We start from the raw sequence: 25,207 nt of genomic DNA, 5'->3' as shown, positions 1-25,207 counted from the left end.
GGTTTGCCACCAATTTCCCAAATTTTCACAAATTATTTTTTATTTTTTGCCACAGATTAAAAGGATTTAAATGATTTTAATCTATGAGAATCTTTTAATATACAGCTATTATTTAAACATTTTGCAAATAGAATAATTCGCGGAAATTAGTGTAATTCGTGGCAAATAAAAACTTAATTGTTTTAATCCTTTAATCTGTGGCAAAAAAAAAACAATCTGCCTAATCTCCTAAATCTGCGAGAAAATTTAGCCGCAAACGATTATTAAATCTTGAATCGGCAGTAAAAAATTAAACAATAATTTGTGAAAATTAGTGCGATTCGTCGCAGAAAACATTATTATATTTGTTCAATACCACAAAAAAATACGCTTTGAAAAAAATACTTCCACTATTCTCCTATATACTCCACCCGATTTTTATATCGATGTATGCCACATTATTTTACTTGTATTGCAAAGATGATATTTTTGCAACGCAGGAAAAATATTTTGTTTTATTTCAAATATTGGTCATTACTATTATTGTTCCGGTATTGTTTTTTATGCTGCTTCGTTCAACAGGACATGTAAAATCGATGATGCTTCCGGAGACTTCTCAGCGCAGGATTCCGCTTATATTACAATGTTTTTTATATATTTTATTGGTAAAAAGAAGCATTGTTATTACACGCTATCCAGAACTTCATTTCTTTTTTCTTGGGGCTTTATTTACGAGTATTTTAGCTTTAGTATTATCTCTTTTTAAAATCAAAGCCAGTCTGCATGTGGCAGCTATAAGCGGCTTTACAATATTTGCAATTGGACTGAATCTTCATTTGCAAATGCACAATCCGTATTGGAGTGCTTTTTTAATTTTACTTTCGGGAATTGTTACTTCGTCAAGGCTGGAAATGAACGCACATACACCAAAAGAGCTGCTAATTGGCTTATCGATTGGTATTTTACCGCAATTACTATTTTTGTATTTGTGGCTATAGAATGTAGAAAATCAATCCGGCATTCAGCGTTTTCATTGTCAATTTTTCTCCGCTTAAAGTTGTAGTTCCGTCTTTAAACAAAGGACTTAAACCATAATATAAATACAAATTCCAGGTATTGTAACCCGTAGAAAGATACGGGCCGTACTGAAATTTATTAATAGCATCGTTGTTATTTATCCGATACGTATTTTCGCCATCATCTAAAATAGATGTGTTTGAAAATACATAACTTAGTTTTACTCCGGCGTAAATTCTCCAGAATTTCGTACTTTCGTAAGTAGAATTACGCCATCTAAATTCTATTGGAAGATCGACAGAATATTGTCTGTAACGGTTAGATACAAATTCGCCATAGCTGTTTACGTTATAAATTACAGCTCCTGCTCCGTCTTTTGAAATGGTAAGATTCTGATAATAATTTTGATAACTTAATCCTAAACCTGCCGCAATCGAAACTGTTCTGGTTTTATTGATAGGCATATCGCGCAGGAAACCTCCGGAAAGCCCCATAGAAAATTTATTTTGTTTAAATTGAGGCGGAATATCTGTAAACAAATTATAGGTTACAGAAAAGAAAAACTGGTCCTCTCTATACAAAGAATCTATTTTAACTATAGGTTTTACTTCTGCCTTTACATCTTCTTGCGAAAAAGCATTAAAAAACGAAACTAAAAACAAACAGCTAAAAAGTAATCGCATATATTTTTTGAATTTAAAAAGAGGGTTTATAAAATAAACGTTTTATAGAATCGATTTATTTCACTTACAAATATAATATAATGCTAGTTCAGGTTGCGATTAGAACGCAATTATTCTTTTTTTGACTGCAAATAATTGCTTTTGCTGAACTTTTTTCAAAGAATATGACTAAGATTTCAAAAAATGAATTTGTATTTGTGTGATCTTTTATACCTTTGTCCAGTATGAAGAAAAAGCAGCTCATATTAAGTTTCTCTTTTGCTGTAACAGTATTGTTCTCAATATTGTTTCAGTCGATACACAGTTATGAGCATATTGTAAAGCAGCTTTCAGAAAAACAATGTCATCACGATTATAACGATCCAAATGGCGAAATAACGCATCAGCACCACAATTACGACCTTTGTTATGTTTGTAATTTTGCTTTTGAAAGCTTCATTCTTCCCGAAAGTTTTTCTTTTCAGTTCCATTCTTTTACCAGCGAAATTCCTTATTTCTTTCCGCTGTCTGAAAAGATATTCTCTATTTCAAACCCTTCGTATTTACTGCGAGGCCCTCCCGTTTCTATAGTTTCATAATTTCGAACACTCGAAATATTTTTTGCCGTTTTTTTAAATCTAAATTCAAAATAACATTGGGTTTCCTCGTCTTATTTATTAAATAAGATCAGAATGCTTTGCTGTTAGTTTTGGTTTTCATTTAAAAGAAAAAAAATCAATTTAACTATAGCACATTTTTCAAATGAAAAAATTAATAATTGCCCTTATTTTAGGGTTTTCGGGCTTGCTTTCTGCCCAAAATTCGGTATCAGGAACTGTAACCGATAATCAAAATAATCCATTACCGGGCGTTTCTGTATATGCGCCGGAATTACATAAAGGAACAACAACAGATGCAAACGGAAAATACGAAATAAGCAATCTTCCAAGCGGAAGTTTACGTCTATCCTTTTCATACGTTGGATACGCTACTCAAAATAATACGATTGCTAAATTAGTAAAGCAAAACACTTTAGATATTACACTTTTGGAGTCGATTTTAGAAATGGATGAAGTGGTGGTTTCTACGCCTTTCAACAAATTGCAATCGCAAAACGTAATGAAAATTGAGCACGAAAGCATTAAATCTTTGCAACAAAAAGGTACCTCAACTTTAATAGAAGGTTTAGCAACAATTCCGGGAGTTTCGCAGATTTCGACTGGAACTTCTATCGGGAAACCGGTAATTCGAGGATTAAGCGGTAACCGTGTTTTGGTCTATTCTCAAGGCGTTCGTATCGAAAACCAGCAGTTTGGAGACGAACATGGTTTAGGTTTAAATGATGCCGGAATCGAAAGTGTCGAAGTTATTAAAGGCCCAGCCTCTTTATTATATGGTTCTGATGCCTTGGGAGGGGTTTTATATTTTAATCCTGAAAAATTTGCTGATGCTGGTACTTTTAAAGCCAATTTCAGTCAAAAATATTTTACTAATACACAGGGAAGTAATTCTTCTATTGGATTAAAAACTTCTACAGATAATTGGAAATTCCTTGCCCGCGGAAGTTACAACACGCATTCTGACTATAAAATTGCCGATGGCGACCGCGTAACAAATTCACGTTACAACGAAACCGATTTTAAAACCGGAATTGGTTACAGCAACTCAACCTTTTCAAGTGTTTTGAGATACAATTATAACAAACTGGATATCGGAATTCCGGAAGATGGAATTGCAGAACAGTCTTCAAGTAAAGACACTCAATTTCCGAGACAGGGAATTTTTAATCATTTGTTGAGTTTAAACAACGTTGTCTTTTTTGAAAACTCAAAATTGGATGTTGATTTGGGTTACATTTCAAACGACCGAAGCGAATTTGAAGACAGCAACGTAGCTTCTCTTCACATGAAACTGAATACTTTAAATTATAATGTAAAATATCATTTCCCTAAATTCGGAAAAATCGAAACTATTTTAGGCGTTCAGGGAATGCACCAAACGAATAAAAATTCGGGTGAAGAATATTTAATTCCGGACGCTACAACTAATGATTTTGGTGTTTTTGGAACTGCAAATTACGAATGGGACAACAGCGTTTTACAAGCCGGATTACGTTTTGACAACAGAAATGTTACGTCTGACGCACACGGAACTGAAGGTGAAGAAGGTTATTTCCTTCCTCTTGACCGTTCTTTTGACAGTTTTAATGCTTCTTTAGGTTATAAAACAAAATTGGCCGAACCGTTAACGCTTCGACTAAATGTGGCAACAGGTTTTAGAGCGCCAAACTTAGCCGAATTAACTTCAAATGGTGTACATGAAGGAACAAACCGTTACGAAATTGGAAATGCTGATTTAAAAACAGAGCAAAACGTTCAGACTGATTTAAATTTAGAATATAAAAACACGCACTTCGAATTTTTCGTAAACGGATTCTACAATCACGTAAACAATTACATTTATACTTCTCCAACCGGAGAAACTCGCGATGATAATGACGTTTTTGCTTATATTCAGGATAATGCAAAATTATACGGTGGTGAGGTTGGACTGCATTTTCATCCGCATCCTTTAGACTGGTTACATTTTGAAACTAGTTTTGAAACCGTAACAGGTAAAAAAGACAACAAAGATTATCTGCCTTTAATTCCTGCTAATAACTGGAATAACACTATTAGAACTGAATTTAATATCAAAAACTGGTTAAGCGAAGGCTTTGCTTCTTTGAATGTTTCTTCGACTTTTAATCAGGATAATGTAAGCGGTTTTGAAACGGCTTCTAAAGGATATACTTTGGTTAATTTAGGTTTTGGCGGAACGGTAAAACTAGGCAAAACGGCTTTTGATGTAAACCTGAACGGAAACAATTTATTCGACAAAAAATACATTGCACACCTTTCAAGATTAAAAACTGACGGTATTCCAAATATTGGAAGAAATATCGTTTTGGGGGTTAATTTCAACTTATAATTTTTTTACCATATAAGTTATATAAGTTCATTTAATTTAGTCCTGCTAATATTTACTTATATGACTTATATGGTTTAGCTTTTACAACAAAAAGTTCTATTTTTGTTACAACAGAAAAAACTAACTATGAAAAAAACATTTTTATTAATGGCACTTACAACTGCAGGAGTTTCGTTTGCTCAAACTAAATATCCTGAAACCAAAAAAGGGGAGACTGTTGATGTATATTTTAACACAAAAGTAAGCGATCCTTACCGTTGGCTTGAAGATGATAAATCTGCTGAAACTGGTGCTTGGGTAAAAGCTGAAAATGAAGTAACGTATAGCTATTTAGATAAAATTCCGTTTCGTGAAGAACTTAAAAAACGAATGGAAAAGCTTTGGAACTACGAAAAAATAGGCGCTCCATATAAAGAAGGAAAATTTACATATTATTCTAAAAATAACGGACTTCAGAATCAATCTGTTGTTTACAGAAAAGATCAAAGCGGTAAAGAAGAAGTTTTCCTTGATCCAAATACTTTTTCTAAAGACGGAACTACTTCCCTTGGCGGATTAGATTTTTCTAAAGATGGAAATAAAGCCGCTTATGCAATTTCTGAAGGCGGAAGCGACTGGAGAAAAGTAATCATTATTGATGCTGTTTCTAAAAAAGTTCTGGAAGATACTTTGGTTGATGTAAAATTCAGCGGTATTTCATGGCTTGGAAATGAAGGTTTCTATTATTCAAGTTATGACAAACCAAAAGGAAGCGAATTATCGGCCAAAACAGATCAGCATAAATTATACTTTCATAAGTTAGGAACTTCGCAAAAAGAGGATAAAGTTATTTTTGGTGAAGACAAAAAAAGAAGATACGTTAACGGTTATGTTACCGAAGACAATCATTATTTAATTATTACAGCTGCCAATTCGACTTACGGAAATGAACTTTACATTAAAGATCTAAAAACGCCAAACAGCCCAATTGTTACTATTGTAGACAATTTTAATAATTCGCATTCTATTATTGAAAACGAAGGAACAAAACTGTTTATAGAAACTGATTTAAACGCTCCTAACGGACGCGTGGTTTCTGTTGATGTAAGCAATCCAAAACCAGAAAACTGGAAAGATTTTATTAAAGAGACCGAAAATGTTTTATCTCCGTCTACAGGAGCAGGATATTTCTTTGCCAATTATACAAAAGATGCCGTTTCGTTAGTATTACAATATGATTATAACGGAAAATTAGTTCGCGAAATCAAACTTCCTGCGGTAGGAACTGCGGGTGGATTTGGATCTAAAAAGGACGAGAAAATTTTATATTACAGCTTTACAAATTATACTACTCCGGGAACTATTTTTTCTTTTGAACCAAAATCAGGTAAATCAGAAGTGTATCAAAAACCAAAAGTAGATTTCAAAAGCGAAGATTACGAGTCTAAACAAGTTTTCTATACTTCTAAAGACGGTACAAAAATTCCAATGATTATTACTTATAAAAAAGGAACTAAACTAGACGGAAAAAACCCAACGATTCTTTACGGTTACGGTGGATTCAATGTAAGTTTAACGCCAAGTTTCAGCATTGCAAATGCAGTTTGGATGGAAAACGGAGGCGTTTATGCTGTTGCCAATTTAAGAGGCGGCGGCGAGTACGGTAAAAAATGGCATGATGCAGGAACGAAATTGCAAAAACAAAATGTATTTGATGATTTTATCGCTGCTGCTGAATATCTAATTGCTCAAAAATATACTTCATCTGATTATCTGGCGATTCGCGGAGGATCTAACGGAGGTTTATTAGTAGGTGCAACAATGACACAACGTCCTGATTTAATGAAAGTAGCATTACCTGCAGTTGGTGTTATGGATATGCTTCGTTACCATACTTTTACAGCTGGTGCAGGTTGGGCATACGATTACGGAACTGCTCAGGATAGTAAAGAAATGTTTGAATATTTAAAAGGATATTCTCCTGTTCAAAACGTTAAAAAAGGAACTAAATATCCGGCAACTATGGTAACAACCGGAGATCATGATGATCGTGTTGTGCCGGCTCACAGTTTTAAATTTGCTGCTGAACTTCAAGACAAACAAGCGGGAGAAAACCCTGTTTTAATTCGTATTGATGTAAAGGCAGGTCACGGTGCAGGAAAATCTGTTGCAGCTACAATCCAGGAGAATGTAGACATTCAGGCTTTCACACTTTACAATATGGGTTTTAAAGCTTTACCGAAAAAGTAACACTTTAAACTGATTTTTTTTAGCCGCGAATTCACGAATTATTTTTTGTGAATTTGCGGCTATTTTTTTGTTTGAGTTTGAGAATTTTACCGCAAAGCACACAAAGTTTTTATGCTTAGAATATTGACAGAAACACAAAGTTCGCAAGGCTGGTTGAATACAAAGCTTTGCGAACTTTGTTTTTTTACAAAACCAGCTGATATAAAAGCTTTGCGTGCTTTGCGCTAAAATTAATCTGCTGAATCTGCGTGAAAAAATAATTTTCTCCTTTATTTTGCCACAGATTAAAATGATTTTTATTTGCTGTGCTTTAACTTTTTAATCTGTGAAAATCCTTTAATCTGTGGCAAAAATTAAAAAAATAATTCGTGCTAATTCGTGAATTCGTGGCTAATTTTTTTCCTTAAATTTGAGAAACTTAAAACTTAAACCATGAAAATTATAAGATGGGGAATTATAGGCTGCGGTAACGTAACCGAAGTAAAAAGCGGACCAGCTTTTCAGAAAGCCCCAAATTCGGCTTTAGTTGCCGTTATGCGAAGAGACGCCGCTCTTGCCGAAGATTACGCCAAACGCCATAACGTACCGAAATGGTATTCGAATGCAGCAGATTTAATAAACGATCCGGAGGTTGATGCGGTTTATATTGCCACTCCGCCATCTTCTCACAAAGAATATACCCTTTTATGCGCCAAAGCTGGAAAACCGGTGTATGTAGAAAAACCTATGGCACTGACTTTTGAAGAGTGCAACGAAATGATCAGTGCTTGCAAAGAGCATAATGTCCCTTTGTTTGTTGCTTATTACAGAAGAGCACTGCCTCGTTTTTTAAAAATAAAAGAACTAATCGACAAAGGTAAATTAGGTACTATCAGACACGTAAATTGTGTTTTATATCATCCTTTTGAAGAACGCTACGATGACGAAATCAATCTTCCATGGACGGTTTTGCCGCATATTTCTGGAGGTGGTATTTTCGTTGACTTAGCCTGCCATACTTTAGACTTTCTGGATTTTGTTTTAGGTCCGATAAAGTCTGTTCGCGGTCATGCTACTTCGCAGCTTAAAGCCTATCCGGCAGAAGATTCAGTTTCGATGTCGTTTTTATTTGAAAACGGAATTCACGGAACCGGATTATGGAATTTTGGCAGCTTTGAGCGTTACGACAATGCCGAAATTGTGGGCGATAAAGGTAAAATCTCCTTTTCGACTTTTGGAAATGACCCAATCCATATTCAATATGTAAACGGAGAAAAGGAAAGCATTACAATCGAAAATCCGCTTCATATTCAACAACCTTTTATAGAAACCGTAATGGCCGAACTTTTAGGCAAAGAAGGTGCTTCGCCATCAAAAGGAATTTCGGGCGCAAGAACAACCTGGGTTATTGATGAAGTTTTAAAGGAATTTAGAGAATTGAAATAATTCTAGTGTGATTGCTTCGTACCTCGCAATGACACCACAAAAAAAGAGGATATTCATAACGAATATCCTCTTTTTTAAAAAACTAAAAAATACTATAAAAAATTATAGACTGTATTTAAGACCAAGTGTTAAACCTAAGCCTGAAATTCCAACGTAAGAACTTAATTCGTCCATTGGTTTATCTTTATTAACTCCATTAGGGTTTGTTAATGCATTATTTGAGTTTACATCTAAACCATCACGGTAATTAGTATGAATTTGAGCTGTAGTTCTAGTTGCTAAAGCATCTTTTCCGTTTACTGTAAATTCAGTTGTTTCTTTTGTTTTACCGTGTACTGTAAAGTTTCTGTACTCTAACTCAGCAAAAGCAGAAATATGTTTTCCTAATTTATAAGATGTACCTAAAGCAGCTGTAAATCCTAAAGTAGGATTAGGCTTTACTTTATCAACACTATGAACATCTCCAAAAGCGATTGGAGCTCCTGCAGGATTAAAAGCAATTGGAGCATAAGCATCAGAAGTGATTTCTAAATCTCCGTGAATTGGAACTAAAACTCCAACTTTAGTATACGGTTCAAAACCATGAGCTTCACCTAAAAACATTACAAGTGCAGGAGCTACATCAAAAGCACTAATTTGTCCTACTGATTTAAAGCTGTAAACACCTGCTGGTGTAATAGGCACATCTGATCTTGTCTGCGCCATTTTTTTATCATTACTAGTATAGTAATTTACTCCTAACTCAACTCCTAAACGTACTGAAAAACGGTAACCAGCAGTAATACCAGTTCTATAACCTTGTCCAAAAGAACCTGTAACACTTTTTTCAGATACTAATTTTCCTCCAACATAAGTTCTATCCATTGCATCATGTCCGCCAACTGTTGGGAACTCAGTAGAAGCAGTTTGATTAAAATAAGATCCTCCTAATTTAAAATACCAGCTTTCTGGTTTGTCTGCTTTTTCTGTTTGCGCCATAGTGGCCATCGAGCAAACTAATAGTCCTAATAAAAATAGGTTCTTTTTCATAATTCTGATTTTAATTGTTTTTTACAAACTTAGATTTTTTTAACATATTCTTATAGTTTGCATTGTTAGACTTGGAACGAAATCGTTGTAATTTTTGACAATATTACTAAAAAACTATTATGCATGCATAATTTTAACACTAAAAAAATGCATTCTTTCAAATTTTAACTGTTAAAATCTAATTCAGTTTAAAATTTATCTGCATTTTTTCCAATTCCTGCAATAATTCGGCGGAAATTCTTACTTTTAGTCTTCTGCTTGGCATTGTAAGCTTTGTTACAACCTTTACTTCTTCGACTTCTTTCACTTCCTGAAGCTTGGCTTCTCCGGTTGCTGCTTCGTTGTCATCGCTCTCATCTTCAAAAACAGCATCTGTATTGTCTTCGAATTCGCTTGTGGTTTCGACCTCAACCAAACGTTTTACATTTTCAATTTCCATAATCTCAAAACTCACGGAATTATCGCCTTTATTTTCATTAAATAAATGGCTTAATCGGTGAATAAATTCGGCTTGTAAATCTTTAATATCAAGAAGAAGAATCAGTTTTTTGGCAAATGCTTCCAAAATATCCTGCAGCTGACGAACCTCAACAAACTGCATTCTCGGATCTGATTTTTTACCCGTATCATGGTTTACCCATCCGTCTTTGATCAATATTTTTAAGTAGGCGAAATTGTTCTGAATCAGGAAATGGCGGAATTTTAAATATTCTTCACCAAAAATCTTAAACTCAAAACTTTCATCGTATCCTTCTAAGTTAAATACAGCCCAGCCTTTTCCGTTTTTAGCCACACGATGCTGTACGTTATTAATGATTCCGGCAAAGTTTAGATTTTTACCTACATACTCGTTCATGCTCTTTAAAGACTCTAATCTGGCATTACAGAAGTATTTCATTTCAAATCTAAAATCATCTAAAGGATGTCCGGAAATATAAATTCCAACAACCTCCTTCTCTTTGGCCAGTTTTTCCATTGTACTCCAGTCTTCACATGGAGGCACAACCGGTTCAGCAATTTGCACTTCGCTGGTTTCTCCAAATAAACTTACCTGAGATGAATTTTCATTTTCCTGAAATTTCGATCCGTAACGCATCGCCTTTTCATAAAATGTAATTCCATCGCCATCATCGTGGAAATATTGCGCTCTTGTTGTTCCTTCAAAAGAATCAAAACCTCCTGCAAGTGCTAAGTTTTCGATTGCTTTTTTGTTGGCAGCACGAAGATCAATTCGCTTCGCCAAATCAAAAATCGATTTATATCTTCCGTCTTTTCTGTTTTCTACAATAGTTTCAACAGCTCCAGAACCTACACCTTTAATTGCACCCATTCCGAAACGAACAGCATAATCATCGTTTACGGTAAATTTATAGTAGGATTCGTTTACGTCTGGCCCCAAAACCTGCAATCCCATACGTTTACATTCTTCCATAAAGAACGAAACCTGTTTAATATCGTTCATGTTATTCGAAAGTACCGCTGCCATATATTCGGCAGGATAATGTGCTTTTAAATAAGCCGTTTGATAAGCAATCCAGGCATAACAAGTCGAGTGCGATTTGTTGAAGGCGTAACTCGCAAAGGCTTCCCAGTCTTTCCAGATTTTCTCTAAAATTTTGGCATCATGCCCTTTTTTTGCAGCTTGTTCCACAAATTTAGGCTTCATTTTATCTAGTACATCCTTTTGTTTCTTACCCATCGCTTTACGCAATACGTCGGCCTCACCTTTTGTAAAATCGGCCAGCGACTGCGACAGAAGCATTACCTGCTCTTGGTAAACGGTAATTCCGTAGGTTTCAGATAAATATTCGGCACAGGCATCTAAATCGTATTTGATTTCTTCGTCGCCGTTTTTTCTTCGAACGAAAGACGGGATATACTCTAAAGGTCCCGGACGATACAAGGCGTTCATGGCAATTAAATCTCCAAAAACCGTTGGCTTTAGGTCTTTCATGTATTTCTGCATCCCGGGCGACTCGTATTGGAAGATTCCAACGGTTTCACCTCTCTGGAAAAGCGCATACGTTTCTTCGTCATCAATTGGAAATGTATCGGGATCCAGATCAATATTTGTTCTGTATTTTACCAGTTTAACGGTATCTTTTATCAGTGTAAGGGTCTTCAGACCCAAGAAGTCCATTTTAAGCAATCCGGCACTTTCTGCAACCGAGTTATCAAACTGTGTTACATATAAATCCGAATCTTTTGCGGTTGTAACCGGAACATAATTCGTAATATCCGACGGCGTAATAATTACCCCGCAGGCGTGAATTCCCGTATTACGCATAGATCCTTCAAGGATTTTTGCCTGCTGAATGGTTTCTCCTGCCAAATCATCTTCATTGGCAATGGCGATTAATTCTTTTACATTGTCAAATTCGTCAGAACGAAGTGCTTTTTTAACTTCCTCTTCACTCTCAGAAATAAAACGCGCCAAATTCCATTTTGACGGCATCATTCCCGGAATCAGTTTTGCAATTCTATCGGCTTCGAATAAAGGTAAATCCAGTACACGAGCCGTATCACGAATCGCTGATTTGGTTGCCATTTTACCATAAGTGATAATCTGCGCCACCTGTTTTTGACCGTATTTATTAATTACGTAATCCATTACACGACCACGACCCTCATCATCAAAGTCGATATCAATATCGGGCATCGATACACGGTCAGGATTTAGGAAACGCTCAAAAAGCAAGTCGTATTTAATAGGGTCAATATTGGTAATTCCGAGGCAATAAGCAACGGCAGAACCTGCTGCAGATCCACGACCCGGTCCAACCGAAACGTCCATTTTTCTAGCCTCGGCAATGAAATCCTGTACAATCAGGAAATAACCCGGATATCCAGAGTTCGAAATCGTCAGTAATTCAAAATCCAAACGTTCCTGGATCGATTCTGTAATTTCGCCATATCGCCTTTTGGCTCCTTCCATTGTAAGGTGCCGCAGGTATTTATTTTCACCACGAACACCTCCGTCAGCTTCATCTTCGGCCACAACAAACTCTTCCGGAATATCAAATTTTGGAAGTAATACATCACGATATAGTGAATATATTTCGACCTTATCTATAATTTCCTGAATGTTGATAATCGCTTCGGGCAAATCAGCAAAGAGTTTTTTCATCTCTTCTTCTGACTTGAAATAGTATTCCTGATTTGGAAGTCCGTAACGATAACCACGGCCTCGTCCAATAGGGGTTGCCTGCTTTTCACCATCTTTTACACAAAGTAAAATATCGTGCGCATTGGCATCTTCTTTATTTAAATAATAGGTATTATTTGTCGCAATTAATTTGACTTTGTGTTTTTGAGCAAACTCAATCAGGGTTTTGTTTACGCGATTTTCATCTTCCTGATTGTGGCGCATTACTTCCAGATAGAAATCTGCACCAAACTGTTCTTTCCACCAAATCAAAGCTTCTTCGGCTTGGTTTTCACCAATGTTCAGGATTTTACTCGGAATCTCTCCGTATAAATTCCCAGACAAAACCATGATATCTTCTTTGTATTTTTCAACAATATTTTTATCAATTCTCGGAACATAATAAAAACCGTCAGTATAGGCAATCGAAGCCATTTTGGCCAAGTTGTGATATCCGGCTTTATTTTTAGCCATTAAAACAACCTGATAACCGTTGTCTTTTTTACTTTTATCTAAATGGTTTTCACAAATATTAAATTCGCAGCCTACAATTGGTTTTACCTCCGTTTCGGTTGGTTCTTCACCAGCTTCAACTAACGCTTTATTTTTTCCAGAAGCCGCTTTATTGTGGTTCATAACGGCACTCACAAAGTGAAAAGCTCCCATCATGTTTCCGGTATCCGTCATGGCAACGGCCGGCATTCCGTTTTTGGCTGCAGCTGCAACAATATTTCCAATCCCAATAGTCGATTGCAAAACCGAAAACTGTGTATGATTGTGTAAATGTGCAAATTTAGCAGCTTTGAAATCGGCTTTATCCTCTTCTGAAACCGTAACCTGCTTATCATCTGATTGTAAAGCTTTAAGCTGTTCTCTGATTTTATCAGAAGCTGCTTTTAAATTGATGTGTTTTAAACCGATTAAAGGAAATTCCTGCGGATTTCTTTCTTGAAACTCTTTGAAATATTCCTTCGGAACGTCTAATTCTTCTTTGGTAAAAACTTCTCTTCTAACCAATTCCAGGAAACAACGCGTAGTTGCCTCAACGTCGGCAGTTGCGTTGTGCGCTTCCGCGAAAGGTTTATCGAAAAGATAGCTGTGTAATTCGGTCAGGGTTGGAAGTTTGAATTTTCCTCCACGACCTCCAGGAAGCTGTAATAACGAAGCCGTAACTTCGGTACAAGTATCCAGAACCGGCATTGAACTCATTTGAGACTCCACTCCCATTCTATGGAATTCGGCTCCCATAATATTAACGTCGAAACCTAAATTCTGACCAACGATAAATTTGGTTTTGCTTAAAGCAATATTGAATTTCTCTAAAACTTCGGCCAAAGTGATTCCATCGGCTTCAGCCAATTCAGTTGAGATTCCGTGAATACGCTCGGCATCATAAGGAATATTAAATCCTTCTGGTTTTACCAAATAATCCTGATGTTCTATAAGCTGTCCCATTTCGTCGTGAAGCTGCCACGCGATCTGTATACAGCGAGGCCAGTTGTCAGAATCGGTTATTGGGGCATCCCAGCGTTTTGGTAATCCGGTTGTTTCGGTATCGAATATTAAATACATAGAGTGAGAATACAAAAAATTAAAGCTCCAAATTCCAAAACTTTTCCAATATAACCATCTGATTATATGGATTATAAAAAATTATCTTATAGAAAATGGAAGAAGTTCAAATTTACGCTTTTTTTTAAGCGAATGAAAAACGAAGTTATCAACAAAAGTACAATTAACATCTTCGTTTTCTAAACATAAAAACAACAGAATTTGATTCTTTTTTTCTTAAAAAACTTCGATTATTCATTTTGGATACTCATTACGCCGAAATGAACACTTTTAAACTGTAATGTATCCTGAACTTTGCTTCATCAAATTATAACAATTAAAAAAACAATAATCATGAAAACAATTTTTATCACAGGAGCATCATCAGGTTTAGGAAAAGCAACAGCAAAATTATTCCAAGAAAAAGGATGGAATGTAATCGCTACAATGAGAACTCCAGAAAAAGAAACTGAACTTTCTAATTTAGAAAATGTAACGCTTTTACCATTAGATGTTACCAACTACGACCAAATACAAAACACAGTAAAACAAGCGCTTGAACTAAGCGATATTGATGTTGTTTTTAACAACGCCGGCTATGGCTTAATTGGCCCTCTTGAAAGCTTTAATGACGATCAGATCACGAAACAGCTTAACACCAATTTATTGGGCGTTATTCGTGTTACCAATGCTTTTATTTCGTATTTCAGAGAAAGAAAAAGCGGTTTATTTATCTCAACAACTTCTATTGGCGGTTTAATTTCTTTTCCTTTAGGATCTGTTTATCACGCAACAAAATGGGGATTAGAAGGCTGGAGCGAAAGTATGGCTTATGAATTAAATGCATTTGGAATCAACATTAAAACGGTTTCTCCGGGCGGTATTAAAACAGAATTTCTTCACGGGTCTCTTGATACCGGAGTTAAACCTGAATATCAGGCAATGGCAGACAAAATGTTTGAAAATGTAGATGCAATGTTTGAAATGGCATCGACTCCGGAACAAATTGCCGATGTTGTGTATGAGGCTGCAACTGACGGAAAAACCAAACTAAGATATGTGGCCGGAGAAGATGCTAAAGCGCTTTACCAACAAAGACTGGAACAAGGAGACGAAGTTTTTCGCGCTGCTTTTGGCAAACAATTTTTGGGAGCCTAATAATTCCTGATAAAGCTATCGAAAAAGTATTAAACATTGTTTTTTTTTGTTTTTATTAAGCCCCAGCGGGGCTAAATATTTATAGAAATTAAATTATGAAGATGCAAAATAGCTCCAGCGGAGCGACATATTTATTGCAATACATATGTCGCTCCGCTGGAGCTTTGCTCTCAACAACAAATATGATTTCTATAAATATTTCGCTTCTTCGAAGCTGACTTTCAAAATCAAAGAGGATGTTCAATACTTTTCGAAAAGCCCAATTAATTTTCAAATTTTTATAACTTTATATCATGGAAAAGAAAAACAACAATCCGTCAAAAATTTCCTCAATATCTCAATTTCATAGTTTGTTTCAGCTGCCAAAGCCGCTTCATCCTATGATTACCTTGGTTGATAATACCCAACTCACTATAAATGCTGATTTGACTAACAACCATTTCCTGCTCGATTTTTATAAAATATCTTATAAATATTCTACTAACGGAAAAATGGGTTACGGTCAGGGTTATTACGATTTTAATGAAGGCGGATTAATGTTTACTTCTCCCAATCAATTGATTTTTACCGATAATCAGGAAGGAGTTGAATATTTTGGCTTTACCCTGCTTTTTCATCCGGACTTTATTCGAAATTATCCTTTGGGGAAAACCATCAAGAAATATGGTTTCTTTTCGTATGATACGAATGAGGCACTGCATCTTTCTGACAGCGAAAAAACAACTATCGTAGGATTGTTAACCAGCATCGACAATGAACTTCATACAGCCATTGACGAAATGAGCCAGGACGTAATTGTTTCTTATATTGATGTTTTACTGAATTACAGCAATCGTTTTTACAAACGCCAATTCATTACCAGAAAAACAATCAGCAACGATTTATTACTTAAAGTAGAAGATACGCTTGACAGTTATATAAATAATGCCGAAACCTTAAAAAAAGGATTACCAACAGTAGATTTTCTTGCTTCACAAATCAATGTTTCCACTCATTATTTATCTGATATGCTCCGAAGTTTAACGGGACAAAATGCACAGCAGCACATTCACTCCAAACTGATAGAAAAATCAAAAGATTTCCTGATGACAACCAATCTTTCGGTAGCAGAAATTGCGTATCAATTGGGTTTTGAATATCCGCAGTCGTTCAGTAAACTATTTAAAAAGAAAACGAATCTAACTCCATTGGAGTTTAAAAATTCCCTGAATTAGTTTTCAAAATTATTCTCTTCACTACCCCTATTTTTATCTCAAAATAGATAAAATTTCATAAAAATACACTTCTTGGATGTCGTAGTATTTAGATCCTTTATTGAATCTAAATAACGTGCCAAAAACTCCTTTAAAAGCTTTCAAAAACCTAAAAAGCACCCTTTCCGCAAAGAAATCAAAAATAACAATTATTACTATTTTTATTCAATTTGTTACATTTTTTCAAATTAAACCTTATATTTTATATTGATTTTGAGATAAATTTGCAAACTATTAAAACAAAAAACAATTAGAGAAAATTAAAGCTGAAAAAGAAAAGCAAAAGCTGTTTCTAAATCATTTTTCTTTCAAAATTGAAGTCATAAAAGCTGTTTGGCAATTTGTATTTTAGTTTGGGTATCGTATATAATGAATTATTGAAATTGACGCCTTTGTATCTTTTTTTACTTTTGTTTTGCTATTATAATGAACAGGAAATTGCTGTGGTTATAGAAATTACAATTAAAAAAAATAAAAAATGAGTAAGACATTATTTGACAAAGTATGGGATTCACATGTAGTGCGTAAAATTGAAGATGGACCAGATGTGTTTTTTATTGACCGTCATTTCATTCATGAAGTTACGAGTCCTGTTGCTTTTTTAGGATTAAAATCAAGAGGCGTTAACGTTTTATACCCACAACGTACTTTTGCAACTGCAGATCACAATACCCCAACCATAAACCAACATTTACCAGTTCAGGATCCGCTTTCTGCTAACCAACTTCAGGCTCTTGAAGATAATGCTGCCGAATACGGAATTTCGCACTGGGGATTAGGTCATCAAAAAAATGGTATTGTACACGTAGTAGGTCCTGAAAACGGAATTACTTTGCCAGGTGCTACTATTGTATGCGGTGATTCTCACACCTCTACTCACGGTGCTTTTGGAGCTATTGCTTTTGGTATTGGAACTTCTGAGGTTGAGATGGTTTTGTCTACTCAATGTATTATGCAGCCTAAACCAAAGAAAATGCGTATTAACGTAAACGGTCAATTAAGCAAAGGTGTTGGTCCAAAAGACGTTGCACTTTATATTATTGCACAATTGACTACTTCTGGAGGAACAGGTTATTTTGTTGAATATGCTGGTGATGTTTTCGAAAACATGACTATGGAAGGTCGTATGACAGTTTGTAATTTAAGTATCGAAATGGGGGCTCGCGGCGGTATGATTGCTCCGGACCAGACTACTTTCGATTTCCTTGAAGGAAGATTATACGCTCCAAAAGGAGAAGCCTGGACAAAAGCTGTTGAATACTGGAAAACTTTAAAAACAGATGCCGATGCTGTGTTTGATGCTGAATTAAACATTAAAGCTGAAGATATCGAACCAATGATTACTTACGGTACAAACCCAGGAATGGGAATTGGTATTACAAAACATATCCCAAGTGCAAACCAAGTTGAAGGCGGTGAGGAAACTTACAAAAAGTCTTTGGCTTATATGGGCTTCAATGAAGACGATGTAATGATCGGAAAACAAATCGATTATGTTTTCTTAGGAAGTTGTACAAACGGACGTATTGAAGATTTTAGAGCTTTTGCTGAAATTGTAAAAGGAAGAAAAAAAGCAGATAATGTTACTGCTTGGTTAGTTCCGGGTTCTCACGTTGTTGAAGCTCAGATTAAAGAAGAAGGAATTTTAGATATTTTGACTGAAGCTGGCTTTGTATTACGTCAGCCGGGTTGTTCAGCTTGTTTAGCAATGAACGACGATAAAGTTCCTGCAGGAAAATATGCGGTAAGTACTTCAAACAGAAACTTTGAAGGCCGTCAAGGTCCTGGTTCAAGAACTCTATTAGCAAGTCCAATTATGGCCGCTGCCGCTGCTGTTACCGGAAAACTAACTGACCCGAGGGAATTATTTTAGATTGAAGAGTTTAGATTTTAGATTTTCACTTTGCGAATAGCTTATGAGACTTTAAAACATAAACCTTCATATAAAACTCATTTACATTATTAATACAAAAATTTTTAGCGTTTAGAAATTCATCCCAGCGAGAAAAATCTAAAATCTAAAATCCAAAAATCTAAAATTAAAATGGCATACGATAAATTTAATATACTTACCAGCAGTGCAGTGCCTCTGCCAATTGAAAACGTAGATACAGATCAAATCATCCCGGCTCGTTTCCTTAAAGCTACAAAACGTGAAGGTTTTGGAGATAATCTTTTTAGAGACTGGAGATATAACGGAGACGATACTCCAAAAACAGATTTCGTTTTAAACAATCCAACTTACAGCGGAAAAATCCTTGTAGGAGGAAAAAATTTCGGTTCTGGATCTTCTAGAGAACACGCTGCATGGGCAGTTTACGATTACGGTTTTAGAGCTGTAGTTTCTAGTTTCTTTGCTGATATCTTTAAAGGAAACTGCTTAAACATTGGCGTTTTACCAGTTCAGGTTAGCCCGGAATTTGCTGAAACAATTTTTAATGCAATCGAAGCTGATCCCAAAACAGAATTAGAAATCAACTTACCAAACCAAACGATTACTTTAGTGTCTACAGGACAGCAAGAATCTTTTGCAATTAACGGTTACAAAAAGAACAACATGATTAATGGCTTTGACGACATTGATTATTTACAAAATATTAAAGAAGATATTAAGGCTTTCGCCGATAAACTTCCTTACTAAAAGAAATCTCATTCAGGATATTAGACCCGACAGGTTTCAAAAACCTCTCGGGTCTTTCTAGAATATAGAACGCGGATGAAACAGATTTGCTATCGCAAAAGCGCGGAAAAAAACAGATTTTATTTTTAGCTAAAGTGAAAAATCCGCGTCAATCTGCGTCTTCGCGGTAGCGAATCAGTAAAATCTGCGTCAAATTACATCAGAAATATAGAATATCAATATGGAAAAAAGAAAAATTGAAATAATGGATACGACGCTTCGTGATGGTGAACAAACCTCCGGAGTTTCATTTTCTGCTGCAGAAAAACTGACCATTGCGCAATTATTGCTGGAGGAATTAAATATTGATAGAATCGAAATTGCTTCGGCACGTGTGAGCGAAGGAGAATTTCAAGCCGTAAAAGGCATTACTTCATGGGCCGAAGAAAGAGGATATACTAACCGAATTGAAGTACTTTCGTTTGTTGACGGCGGCGTTTCGATTGAATGGATGAAAAAAGCCGGTGCCAAAGTGCAAAATTTATTGACCAAAGGTTCAATGAATCACTTAACGCATCAATTAAAAAAAACTCCGGAACAACACTTTTCTGAAATTGCCCAAATTATCGCTTTAGCAAAAGAAAACAATATTGAAACCAATGTTTATCTCGAAGACTGGAGCAACGGAATGCGAAATTCTCCTGAATATGTCTTTCAATTTCTGGATTTCTTAGCCACGCAGCCTGTAAAAAGAATTTTACTTCCGGATACTTTAGGCGTTTTAATTCCGTCTTTGACTTTTGAATTTATTTCAAAAATTAGAGCAAAATATCCAAACATTCACTTTGATTTTCATGCACATAACGATTACGATTTAAGTATCGCCAATGTTATGGAAGCTATAAAAGCAGGCATAAACGGACTTCACGTAACGGTAAACGGAATGGGAGAACGCGCCGGAAATGCGCCGCTTGAGAGTACTGTTGCCGTAATCAACGATTATCTGCCAGAAGTAAGCATCAACATAAAAGAAACTTCTTTGTATACAGTAAGTAAGCTTGTAGAGACTTTTACCGGATATAGAATTCCTGCCAATAAACCAATTGTGGGCGACAACGTTTTTACGCAAACTGCCGGAATTCATGCCGATGGTGACAATAAAAACAATTTATATTTTAATGATTTACTTCCGGAACGTTTCGGAAGAAAAAGAAAATATGCCTTAGGAAAAACTTCAGGAAAAGCCAATATCGAGAAAAATCTTCAGGAATTGGGTTTAAAATTGAATCAGGATGATTTGAAATTGGTTACCCAAAGAATTATCGAACTGGGCGATAAAAAAGAAACGGTTACTAAGGAAGACCTGCCGTATATTATTTCAGATGTTTTGGACAGCCATACTTACGAAGAAAAAATTACTATTCAATCTTACATGCTGGTTCATTCTAAAGGAATGCGGCCATCAACAACTCTATCTTTAAATCTTAACGGAGAAATAATAGAAGAAAATGCACAGGGAGATGGTCAGTTTGACGCTTTTATGAATGCTTTATCTAAAATTTATAAAAGCAAAAAATTAACGCTTCCAAAATTAATTGACTACGCAGTGAGAATTCCGCCAGGCAGTAGTTCAGATGCGTTGTGCGAAACCATCATTACCTGGACAAACAACGGAAAAGAATTTAAAACCCGCGGCTTAGACTCAGATCAAACTGTCGCAGCGATTATAGCAACGCAAAAAATGCTTAATGTAATAACCTAAGGTACTAAGGTGCTAAGATTCTAAGTTGCTAAGATTTTTTCTTTGAGCTTAAAATCTTAGCAACTCAGAATCTTAAAAAAAATCAACACCAAGTTACTAAGGAAAAAACTTAGAATCTTAGCAACTCAGAACCTTAGAACCTTAAATAACACATATAGAATGAAATTAAACATAGCCCTTTTAGCCGGAGACGGAATCGGACCAGAAGTAATAAATGAAGCTGTAAAAGTATCTGATGCTATTGCAAAAAAATTCAATCACGAAATAACCTGGACTCCTGCTCTTACTGGAGCTTGCGCAATCGACGCAGTTGGAGTTCCTTATCCAGATGAAACACACGAAGTTTGTATGAAAGCCGATGCGGTTTTATTTGGAGCAATTGGACACCCAAAATACGACAACGATCCTAGCGCGCCGGTTCGTCCTGAGCAGGGTTTATTATTGATGCGTAAAAAATTAGGCCTTTTTGCAAATGTTCGTCCAACCTTTACTTTCCCTTCTTTAATTGATAATTCTCCTTTAAAAAGAGAAAGAATCGAAGGAACTGATTTGGTTTTCTTAAGAGAATTAACGGGAGGAATTTACTTTGGAGAAAAAGGAAGAAAAGATAACGGAGATACTGCTTTTGACAACTGCGTTTACACACGTGCAGAAGTACAGCGTTTAGCTAAAAAAGGTTTCGAATTAGCTATGACACGTTCTAAAAAATTATGCTGCGTTGATAAAGCTAACGTTTTGGAAACTTCTCGTTTATGGAGAGAAACAGTTCAGGCAATGGAAAAAGATTATCCGGAAGTAACCGTTTCTTACGAATTTGTTGATGCTGTTGCCATGCGTTTAGTTCAATGGCCAAACTCGTATGATGTATTAATTACGGAGAATTTATTTGGAGACATCTTAACTGACGAAGCTTCTGTAATTTCAGGCTCAATGGGATTAATGCCTTCTGCTTCTGTTGGAGAACATACTTCATTATACGAACCAATCCACGGATCTTACCCTCAGGCAACCGGATTAAATATCGCAAATCCATTAGCGACTATTTTATCTGCAGCCATGATGTTCGAAGACGCTTTTGGATTAAAAGCTGAAGCCGATGCTATTCGCGCTGTTGTAAACAAATCTTTAGAACAAGGTGTTGTTACCGAAGATTTAGCTCCAAAAGGATCTAAAGCATACAAAACAAGCGAAGTTGGAGACTGGCTTGTTGCGAATTTATAATATTATAAAATGTAGAGACGCACCGCAGTGCGTCTTCTCGTTATGTTAGACGCACTGCGGTGCGTCTCTACACAAAAAATATCGCATAAAAAAAGGGATCAACTTTCGTTGATCCCTTTTGTATATTTAGAAAAAAATATTAATATCCTCCTCTGTTACCACCACGGTCGTTTCCGCCACGGCTGTTTCCGTAACCTCCGCGAGAATCACCTCCACGGTTGTTATTGAAGCTTCTTCTTTCACCTTCAGGTTTTGGTTCAGATTTATTTACAACAATTGTACGACCTTGAACAGTAGCTCCGTTCAATTCATCAATTGCTTTTTGAGCTTCTGCATCGTTTGGCATCTCAACAAAACCAAATCCTTTGCTTCTTCCAGTAAATTTATCAGTGATAATTTTAACTGAATCAACTGCTCCATAAGCCTCGAAAGACTCTCTTAAATCTGCTTCCTCAATACTGAATGGAAGGCTTCCAACAAAAATGTTCATATGTACTTATTTATAATAATGTAGCAAATGTAGTCTTATTTTTCTGTAATCTACTATATATTAGTTTATTTATGTTTTTATTTTGATTTTAAAAATCAGCGCGTAAAATCAAGGATTACAAAAATTTAAAGATGGTTCGTGATATCACTTACTTTAATTGGAACTTTATAAAAAACGCCTTCAGTAAAATTAATTTTTGGGTCTTTTGTATCGGTTTCATCTTCATTTACGGCAGTAAATCTAAATGTTCCTGAAATGGTTTTATTTTCTGTATCGTATTCTGTAATAACAATTTGGCCATTACCAAGGCTTGTACCTGTTGCAAAAAACGTCTTTTGAGTTGGAAGCGAATTTTCATAAGATGCTGCAGATACTTCATCGACTCCCAGAGTATAAGTGCCTTTTTCAGCAGACTTAGTTTGCAGCGTAATTTTTTCATATCCTAAAGAACCCTCGATAACCACACTGCCATCTCCATTAACAAAGGCACTGTAAGCTTGAGCTCTCCAAAAAACATTATTCTTTAAAGTCTGGAATGCCGGATTATTAAACTTAACATCTTCTGTACAAGAAGTTAGCAGTAATAAAAAGGACAAAAAGAAAAAGTATTTTTTCATATTAAGAAGAATTTAATGCAAAAGTATTGCATAAAGAGATATAATGTTAAAAAAGAAAAGTCAAAAAAATGCTAAAAAATGCTCTAAAACATATTTAATGCCTTTAAACTGAATTTTTGATAAAAAAATTATATCTTTGCGCCCTTAATTAACGGAGGTCGAGTACCTCAAAATTTAATCATAAGATTATGTCAGTAAAAATTAGATTACAAAGACACGGTAAAAAAGGAAAACCTTTTTACTGGGTTGTAGCTGCAGATGCACGCTCAAAAAGAGATGGTAAATACTTAGAGAAAATCGGTACTTACAATCCAAACACAAACCCAGCAACTGTTGAGTTAAACCTTGACAGCGCAGTTAAATGGTTACACAATGGTGCACAACCAACTGATACTGCTAGAGCTATCCTTTCTTACAAAGGTGCTTTATTGAAACACCACCTTGATGGAGGTATCCGTAAAGGAGCTTTAACTCAAGAGCAAGCTGACGCTAAATTAGCTGCATGGTTAGAAGCTAAAGCTGGAAAAGTTGATGCTAAAAAAGACGGTTTAACAAAAGCACAAGCTGATGTTAAAGCTAAAGCTTTAAAAGCAGAAAAAGAAGTTAACGCTAAACGTTTAGCTGCTGCAGCTCAGGCTGAAGCTGATGCTATCGCTGCTGCAACTCCTGCAGTTGAAGAAGTTGCTGAAGTAGAAGCATCTACTGAAGAAGCTCCTGCTGCTGAAGAGAATAACGAAACAACTGAAGCATAATTTTATTTAGCGAGAATGCGTAAAGAAGAATGTTTTTATTTAGGTAAAATCGCTAAAAAATTTAGTTTCAAAGGTGAAGTTCTGGCTTATTTAGACACAGACGAACCTGAGTTATACGAAAATCTGGAATCAGTGTTTGTTGAATGCAACAAACACTTGGTTCCTTTTTTTATTGAAACAAGTTCTTTACACAAAAACGACTTTCTTAGAATTCGTTTTGAAGATGTAAATACCGAAGAAGATGCAGATGCTATTATTGGCAATGGAATTTACCTGCCGTTAAGCATGCTTCCAAAACTTTCGGGAAATAAATTTTATTTCCACGAAGTAATCGGATTTGAAATCGAAGACCAACGCTTAGGTATCTTCGGAAAAATTGTTGCTGTTAATGACAGTACGGCTCAACCGCTTTTTGAAGTTTTAAATGGCGAAGTCGAAATATTAGTTCCCATGATTGATCATTTCTTGGTAAAAATTGACCGAGAAAACAAAAAGGTTATCATGAATCTTCCAGAAGGTCTTATTGAGATGTACCTTTAAAAGAGTATTCAGTCTCAGTCACAGTTTTCAGTCATTGTTTTTCTCAAATTTTTATTTCTTTAGAGATGTCAATATTTACTTTCAAACAATTTTCTATCAAACAAGATAAAACTGCTATGAAAGTGGGTACAGATGGCGTTTTATTGGGCTCTTGGGCTCCGGTAAATCACAATCCGTTTAGTGTTTTAGACATTGGTGCAGGAACTGGCATAATTGCTTTAATGCTTGCGCAAAGAACAAATGCAGAACAAATTGACGCTCTTGAAATTGACGAAGACGCTTATGAACAAGCAGTAGAAAATTTCGAAAATTCACCTTGGGGTGATCGTTTATTTTGTTTTCACGCTGGTTTAGATGAATTTATAGAAGAACCGGAAGACGAATACGATTTGATTGTTTCGAATCCGCCTTTTTATGCCGAAGATTATAAAACCGAAAATGAACAAAGGGATTTAGCTCGTTTTCAAGATGCAATGCCTTTTGAAGAATTAGTCGAGGCTGCCGATTTACTTTTGTCTGAAAACGGGATATTTGCCATCATTCTACCTTTTAAAGAAGAAGCAAAATTTATCGCTTTAGCAAAAGAAGCCGAATTATATCCAACAAAAATTACCCACATAAAAGGAACTCCAACCGCTGCAATTAAAAGAAGTTTATTGGCTTTCAGCCGAAATGAAACTACCGAAATCGAAATTGACGAATTGACAATCGAAATCGACAGACACATTTATACTCCCGAATACATTGAGTTAACTAAAGATTTTTATTTGAAAATGTAGAAAATATT

19 protein-coding genes are annotated in these 25,207 nt (G+C 35.6%); 14 read left to right on the top strand and 5 right to left on the bottom strand.

The annotated features are described in order from the left end of the window. Positions 1-371: 371 nt before the first annotated feature. Positions 372-977, top strand: a complete 606-nt coding sequence (locus AC1RRQ_RS16350) for a hypothetical protein (protein ID WP_493024102.1) — start codon at positions 372-374, stop codon at positions 975-977. On the opposite strand, the gene AC1RRQ_RS16345 is transcribed toward AC1RRQ_RS16350, so the two are convergent. Beyond that, on the bottom strand, positions 972-1,679 hold the full coding sequence (locus AC1RRQ_RS16345) for a porin family protein (RefSeq protein ID WP_493024101.1): 708 nt from the start codon (positions 1,677-1,679) through the stop codon (positions 972-974). The two genes, AC1RRQ_RS16350 and AC1RRQ_RS16345, sit on opposite strands and share 6 nt — an antisense overlap. A 224-nt stretch (positions 1,680-1,903) precedes the next feature. Here AC1RRQ_RS16345 and AC1RRQ_RS16340 point away from each other — a divergent pair, with 224 nt between their 5' ends. From AC1RRQ_RS16340 to AC1RRQ_RS16325, 4 genes are all read left to right on the top strand, one after another. Further along, positions 1,904-2,257, top strand: a complete 354-nt coding sequence (locus AC1RRQ_RS16340) for a hypothetical protein (protein ID WP_493024100.1) — start codon at positions 1,904-1,906, stop codon at positions 2,255-2,257. Between the two features lie 163 nt (positions 2,258-2,420). Next, entirely contained in the window at positions 2,421-4,628 is a 2,208-nt protein-coding gene (locus AC1RRQ_RS16335) for a TonB-dependent receptor (RefSeq protein WP_493024099.1), read from the top strand. 126 nt (positions 4,629-4,754) lie between these two features. Further along, a complete protein-coding gene (locus AC1RRQ_RS16330; RefSeq protein ID WP_493024098.1) occupies positions 4,755-6,857 on the top strand; it encodes a prolyl oligopeptidase family serine peptidase in 2,103 nt (700 codons plus the stop codon). Between the two features lie 432 nt (positions 6,858-7,289). After that, positions 7,290-8,282 carry a Gfo/Idh/MocA family protein gene (locus AC1RRQ_RS16325; RefSeq protein WP_493024097.1) on the top strand — a complete coding sequence of 331 codons (993 nt, stop codon included), beginning with the start codon at positions 7,290-7,292 and terminating at the stop codon, positions 8,280-8,282. A gap of 102 nt (positions 8,283-8,384) precedes the next feature. Here AC1RRQ_RS16325 and AC1RRQ_RS16320 read toward each other — a convergent pair whose 3' ends face one another. Both AC1RRQ_RS16320 and dnaE read right to left on the bottom strand, forming a co-directional pair. Continuing rightward, positions 8,385-9,311: an outer membrane beta-barrel protein gene (locus tag AC1RRQ_RS16320; RefSeq protein WP_493024096.1), complete on the bottom strand. Its 927-nt coding sequence runs from the start codon at positions 9,309-9,311 to the stop codon at positions 8,385-8,387. Positions 9,312-9,489: 178 nt separating this feature from the next. Further along, on the bottom strand, positions 9,490-14,028 hold the full coding sequence (gene dnaE, locus AC1RRQ_RS16315; RefSeq protein ID WP_493024095.1) for a DNA polymerase III subunit alpha: 4,539 nt from the start codon (positions 14,026-14,028) through the stop codon (positions 9,490-9,492). Positions 14,029-14,361: 333 nt separating this feature from the next. Here dnaE and AC1RRQ_RS16310 point away from each other — a divergent pair, with 333 nt between their 5' ends. The 6 genes from AC1RRQ_RS16310 to leuB all read left to right on the top strand — a co-directional run bounded on the left by AC1RRQ_RS16310 (position 14,362) and on the right by leuB (position 22,021). Then, positions 14,362-15,165, top strand: coding sequence for an SDR family oxidoreductase (locus tag AC1RRQ_RS16310; RefSeq protein ID WP_493024094.1), 804 nt, complete (start codon positions 14,362-14,364; stop codon positions 15,163-15,165). A 293-nt stretch (positions 15,166-15,458) separates the two neighbouring features. Further along, complete coding sequence (locus AC1RRQ_RS16305; protein ID WP_493024093.1) at positions 15,459-16,379, top strand: helix-turn-helix domain-containing protein; 921 nt, start codon at positions 15,459-15,461, stop codon at positions 16,377-16,379. Positions 16,380-16,896: 517 nt separating this feature from the next. Beyond that, positions 16,897-18,291 carry a 3-isopropylmalate dehydratase large subunit gene (leuC, locus tag AC1RRQ_RS16300; RefSeq protein WP_493024092.1) on the top strand — a complete coding sequence of 465 codons (1,395 nt, stop codon included), beginning with the start codon at positions 16,897-16,899 and terminating at the stop codon, positions 18,289-18,291. Between the two features lie 171 nt (positions 18,292-18,462). Continuing rightward, the gene (gene leuD, locus AC1RRQ_RS16295) at positions 18,463-19,059 is read left to right on the top strand and encodes a 3-isopropylmalate dehydratase small subunit (RefSeq protein ID WP_493024091.1); all 597 of its coding nucleotides are present in this window, start codon (positions 18,463-18,465) and stop codon (positions 19,057-19,059) included. A 220-nt stretch (positions 19,060-19,279) separates the two neighbouring features. Further along, on the top strand, positions 19,280-20,800 hold the full coding sequence (locus AC1RRQ_RS16290; RefSeq protein WP_493024090.1) for a hydroxymethylglutaryl-CoA lyase-like TIM-barrel protein: 1,521 nt from the start codon (positions 19,280-19,282) through the stop codon (positions 20,798-20,800). Positions 20,801-20,959: 159 nt separating this feature from the next. Beyond that, complete coding sequence (gene leuB / locus AC1RRQ_RS16285) at positions 20,960-22,021, top strand: 3-isopropylmalate dehydrogenase (protein ID WP_493024089.1); 1,062 nt, start codon at positions 20,960-20,962, stop codon at positions 22,019-22,021. A gap of 139 nt (positions 22,022-22,160) precedes the next feature. Here leuB and rbp read toward each other — a convergent pair whose 3' ends face one another. Both rbp and AC1RRQ_RS16275 read right to left on the bottom strand, forming a co-directional pair. After that, positions 22,161-22,511, bottom strand: coding sequence for an RNA-binding regulator (gene rbp / locus AC1RRQ_RS16280; protein WP_110346688.1), 351 nt, complete (start codon positions 22,509-22,511; stop codon positions 22,161-22,163). Between the two features lie 125 nt (positions 22,512-22,636). Further along, complete coding sequence (locus AC1RRQ_RS16275) at positions 22,637-23,128, bottom strand: DUF6252 domain-containing protein (RefSeq protein ID WP_493024088.1); 492 nt, start codon at positions 23,126-23,128, stop codon at positions 22,637-22,639. A 188-nt stretch (positions 23,129-23,316) separates the two neighbouring features. Here AC1RRQ_RS16275 and AC1RRQ_RS16270 point away from each other — a divergent pair, with 188 nt between their 5' ends. From AC1RRQ_RS16270 to AC1RRQ_RS16260, 3 genes are all read left to right on the top strand, one after another. Further along, entirely contained in the window at positions 23,317-23,880 is a 564-nt protein-coding gene (locus tag AC1RRQ_RS16270; protein ID WP_493024087.1) for a 30S ribosomal protein S16, read from the top strand. A gap of 15 nt (positions 23,881-23,895) precedes the next feature. Beyond that, positions 23,896-24,420, top strand: a complete 525-nt coding sequence (gene rimM / locus AC1RRQ_RS16265) for a ribosome maturation factor RimM (RefSeq protein WP_493024086.1) — start codon at positions 23,896-23,898, stop codon at positions 24,418-24,420. A 71-nt stretch (positions 24,421-24,491) separates the two neighbouring features. After that, complete coding sequence (locus AC1RRQ_RS16260) at positions 24,492-25,199, top strand: tRNA1(Val) (adenine(37)-N6)-methyltransferase (RefSeq protein WP_493024124.1); 708 nt, start codon at positions 24,492-24,494, stop codon at positions 25,197-25,199. The last annotated feature ends 8 nt before the right edge of the window (positions 25,200-25,207 follow it).

It is taken from the genome of Flavobacterium sp. GW821-FHT12A05 (assembly GCF_058807735.1).
This window is presented reverse-complemented; position numbering and strand designations above follow the sequence as displayed.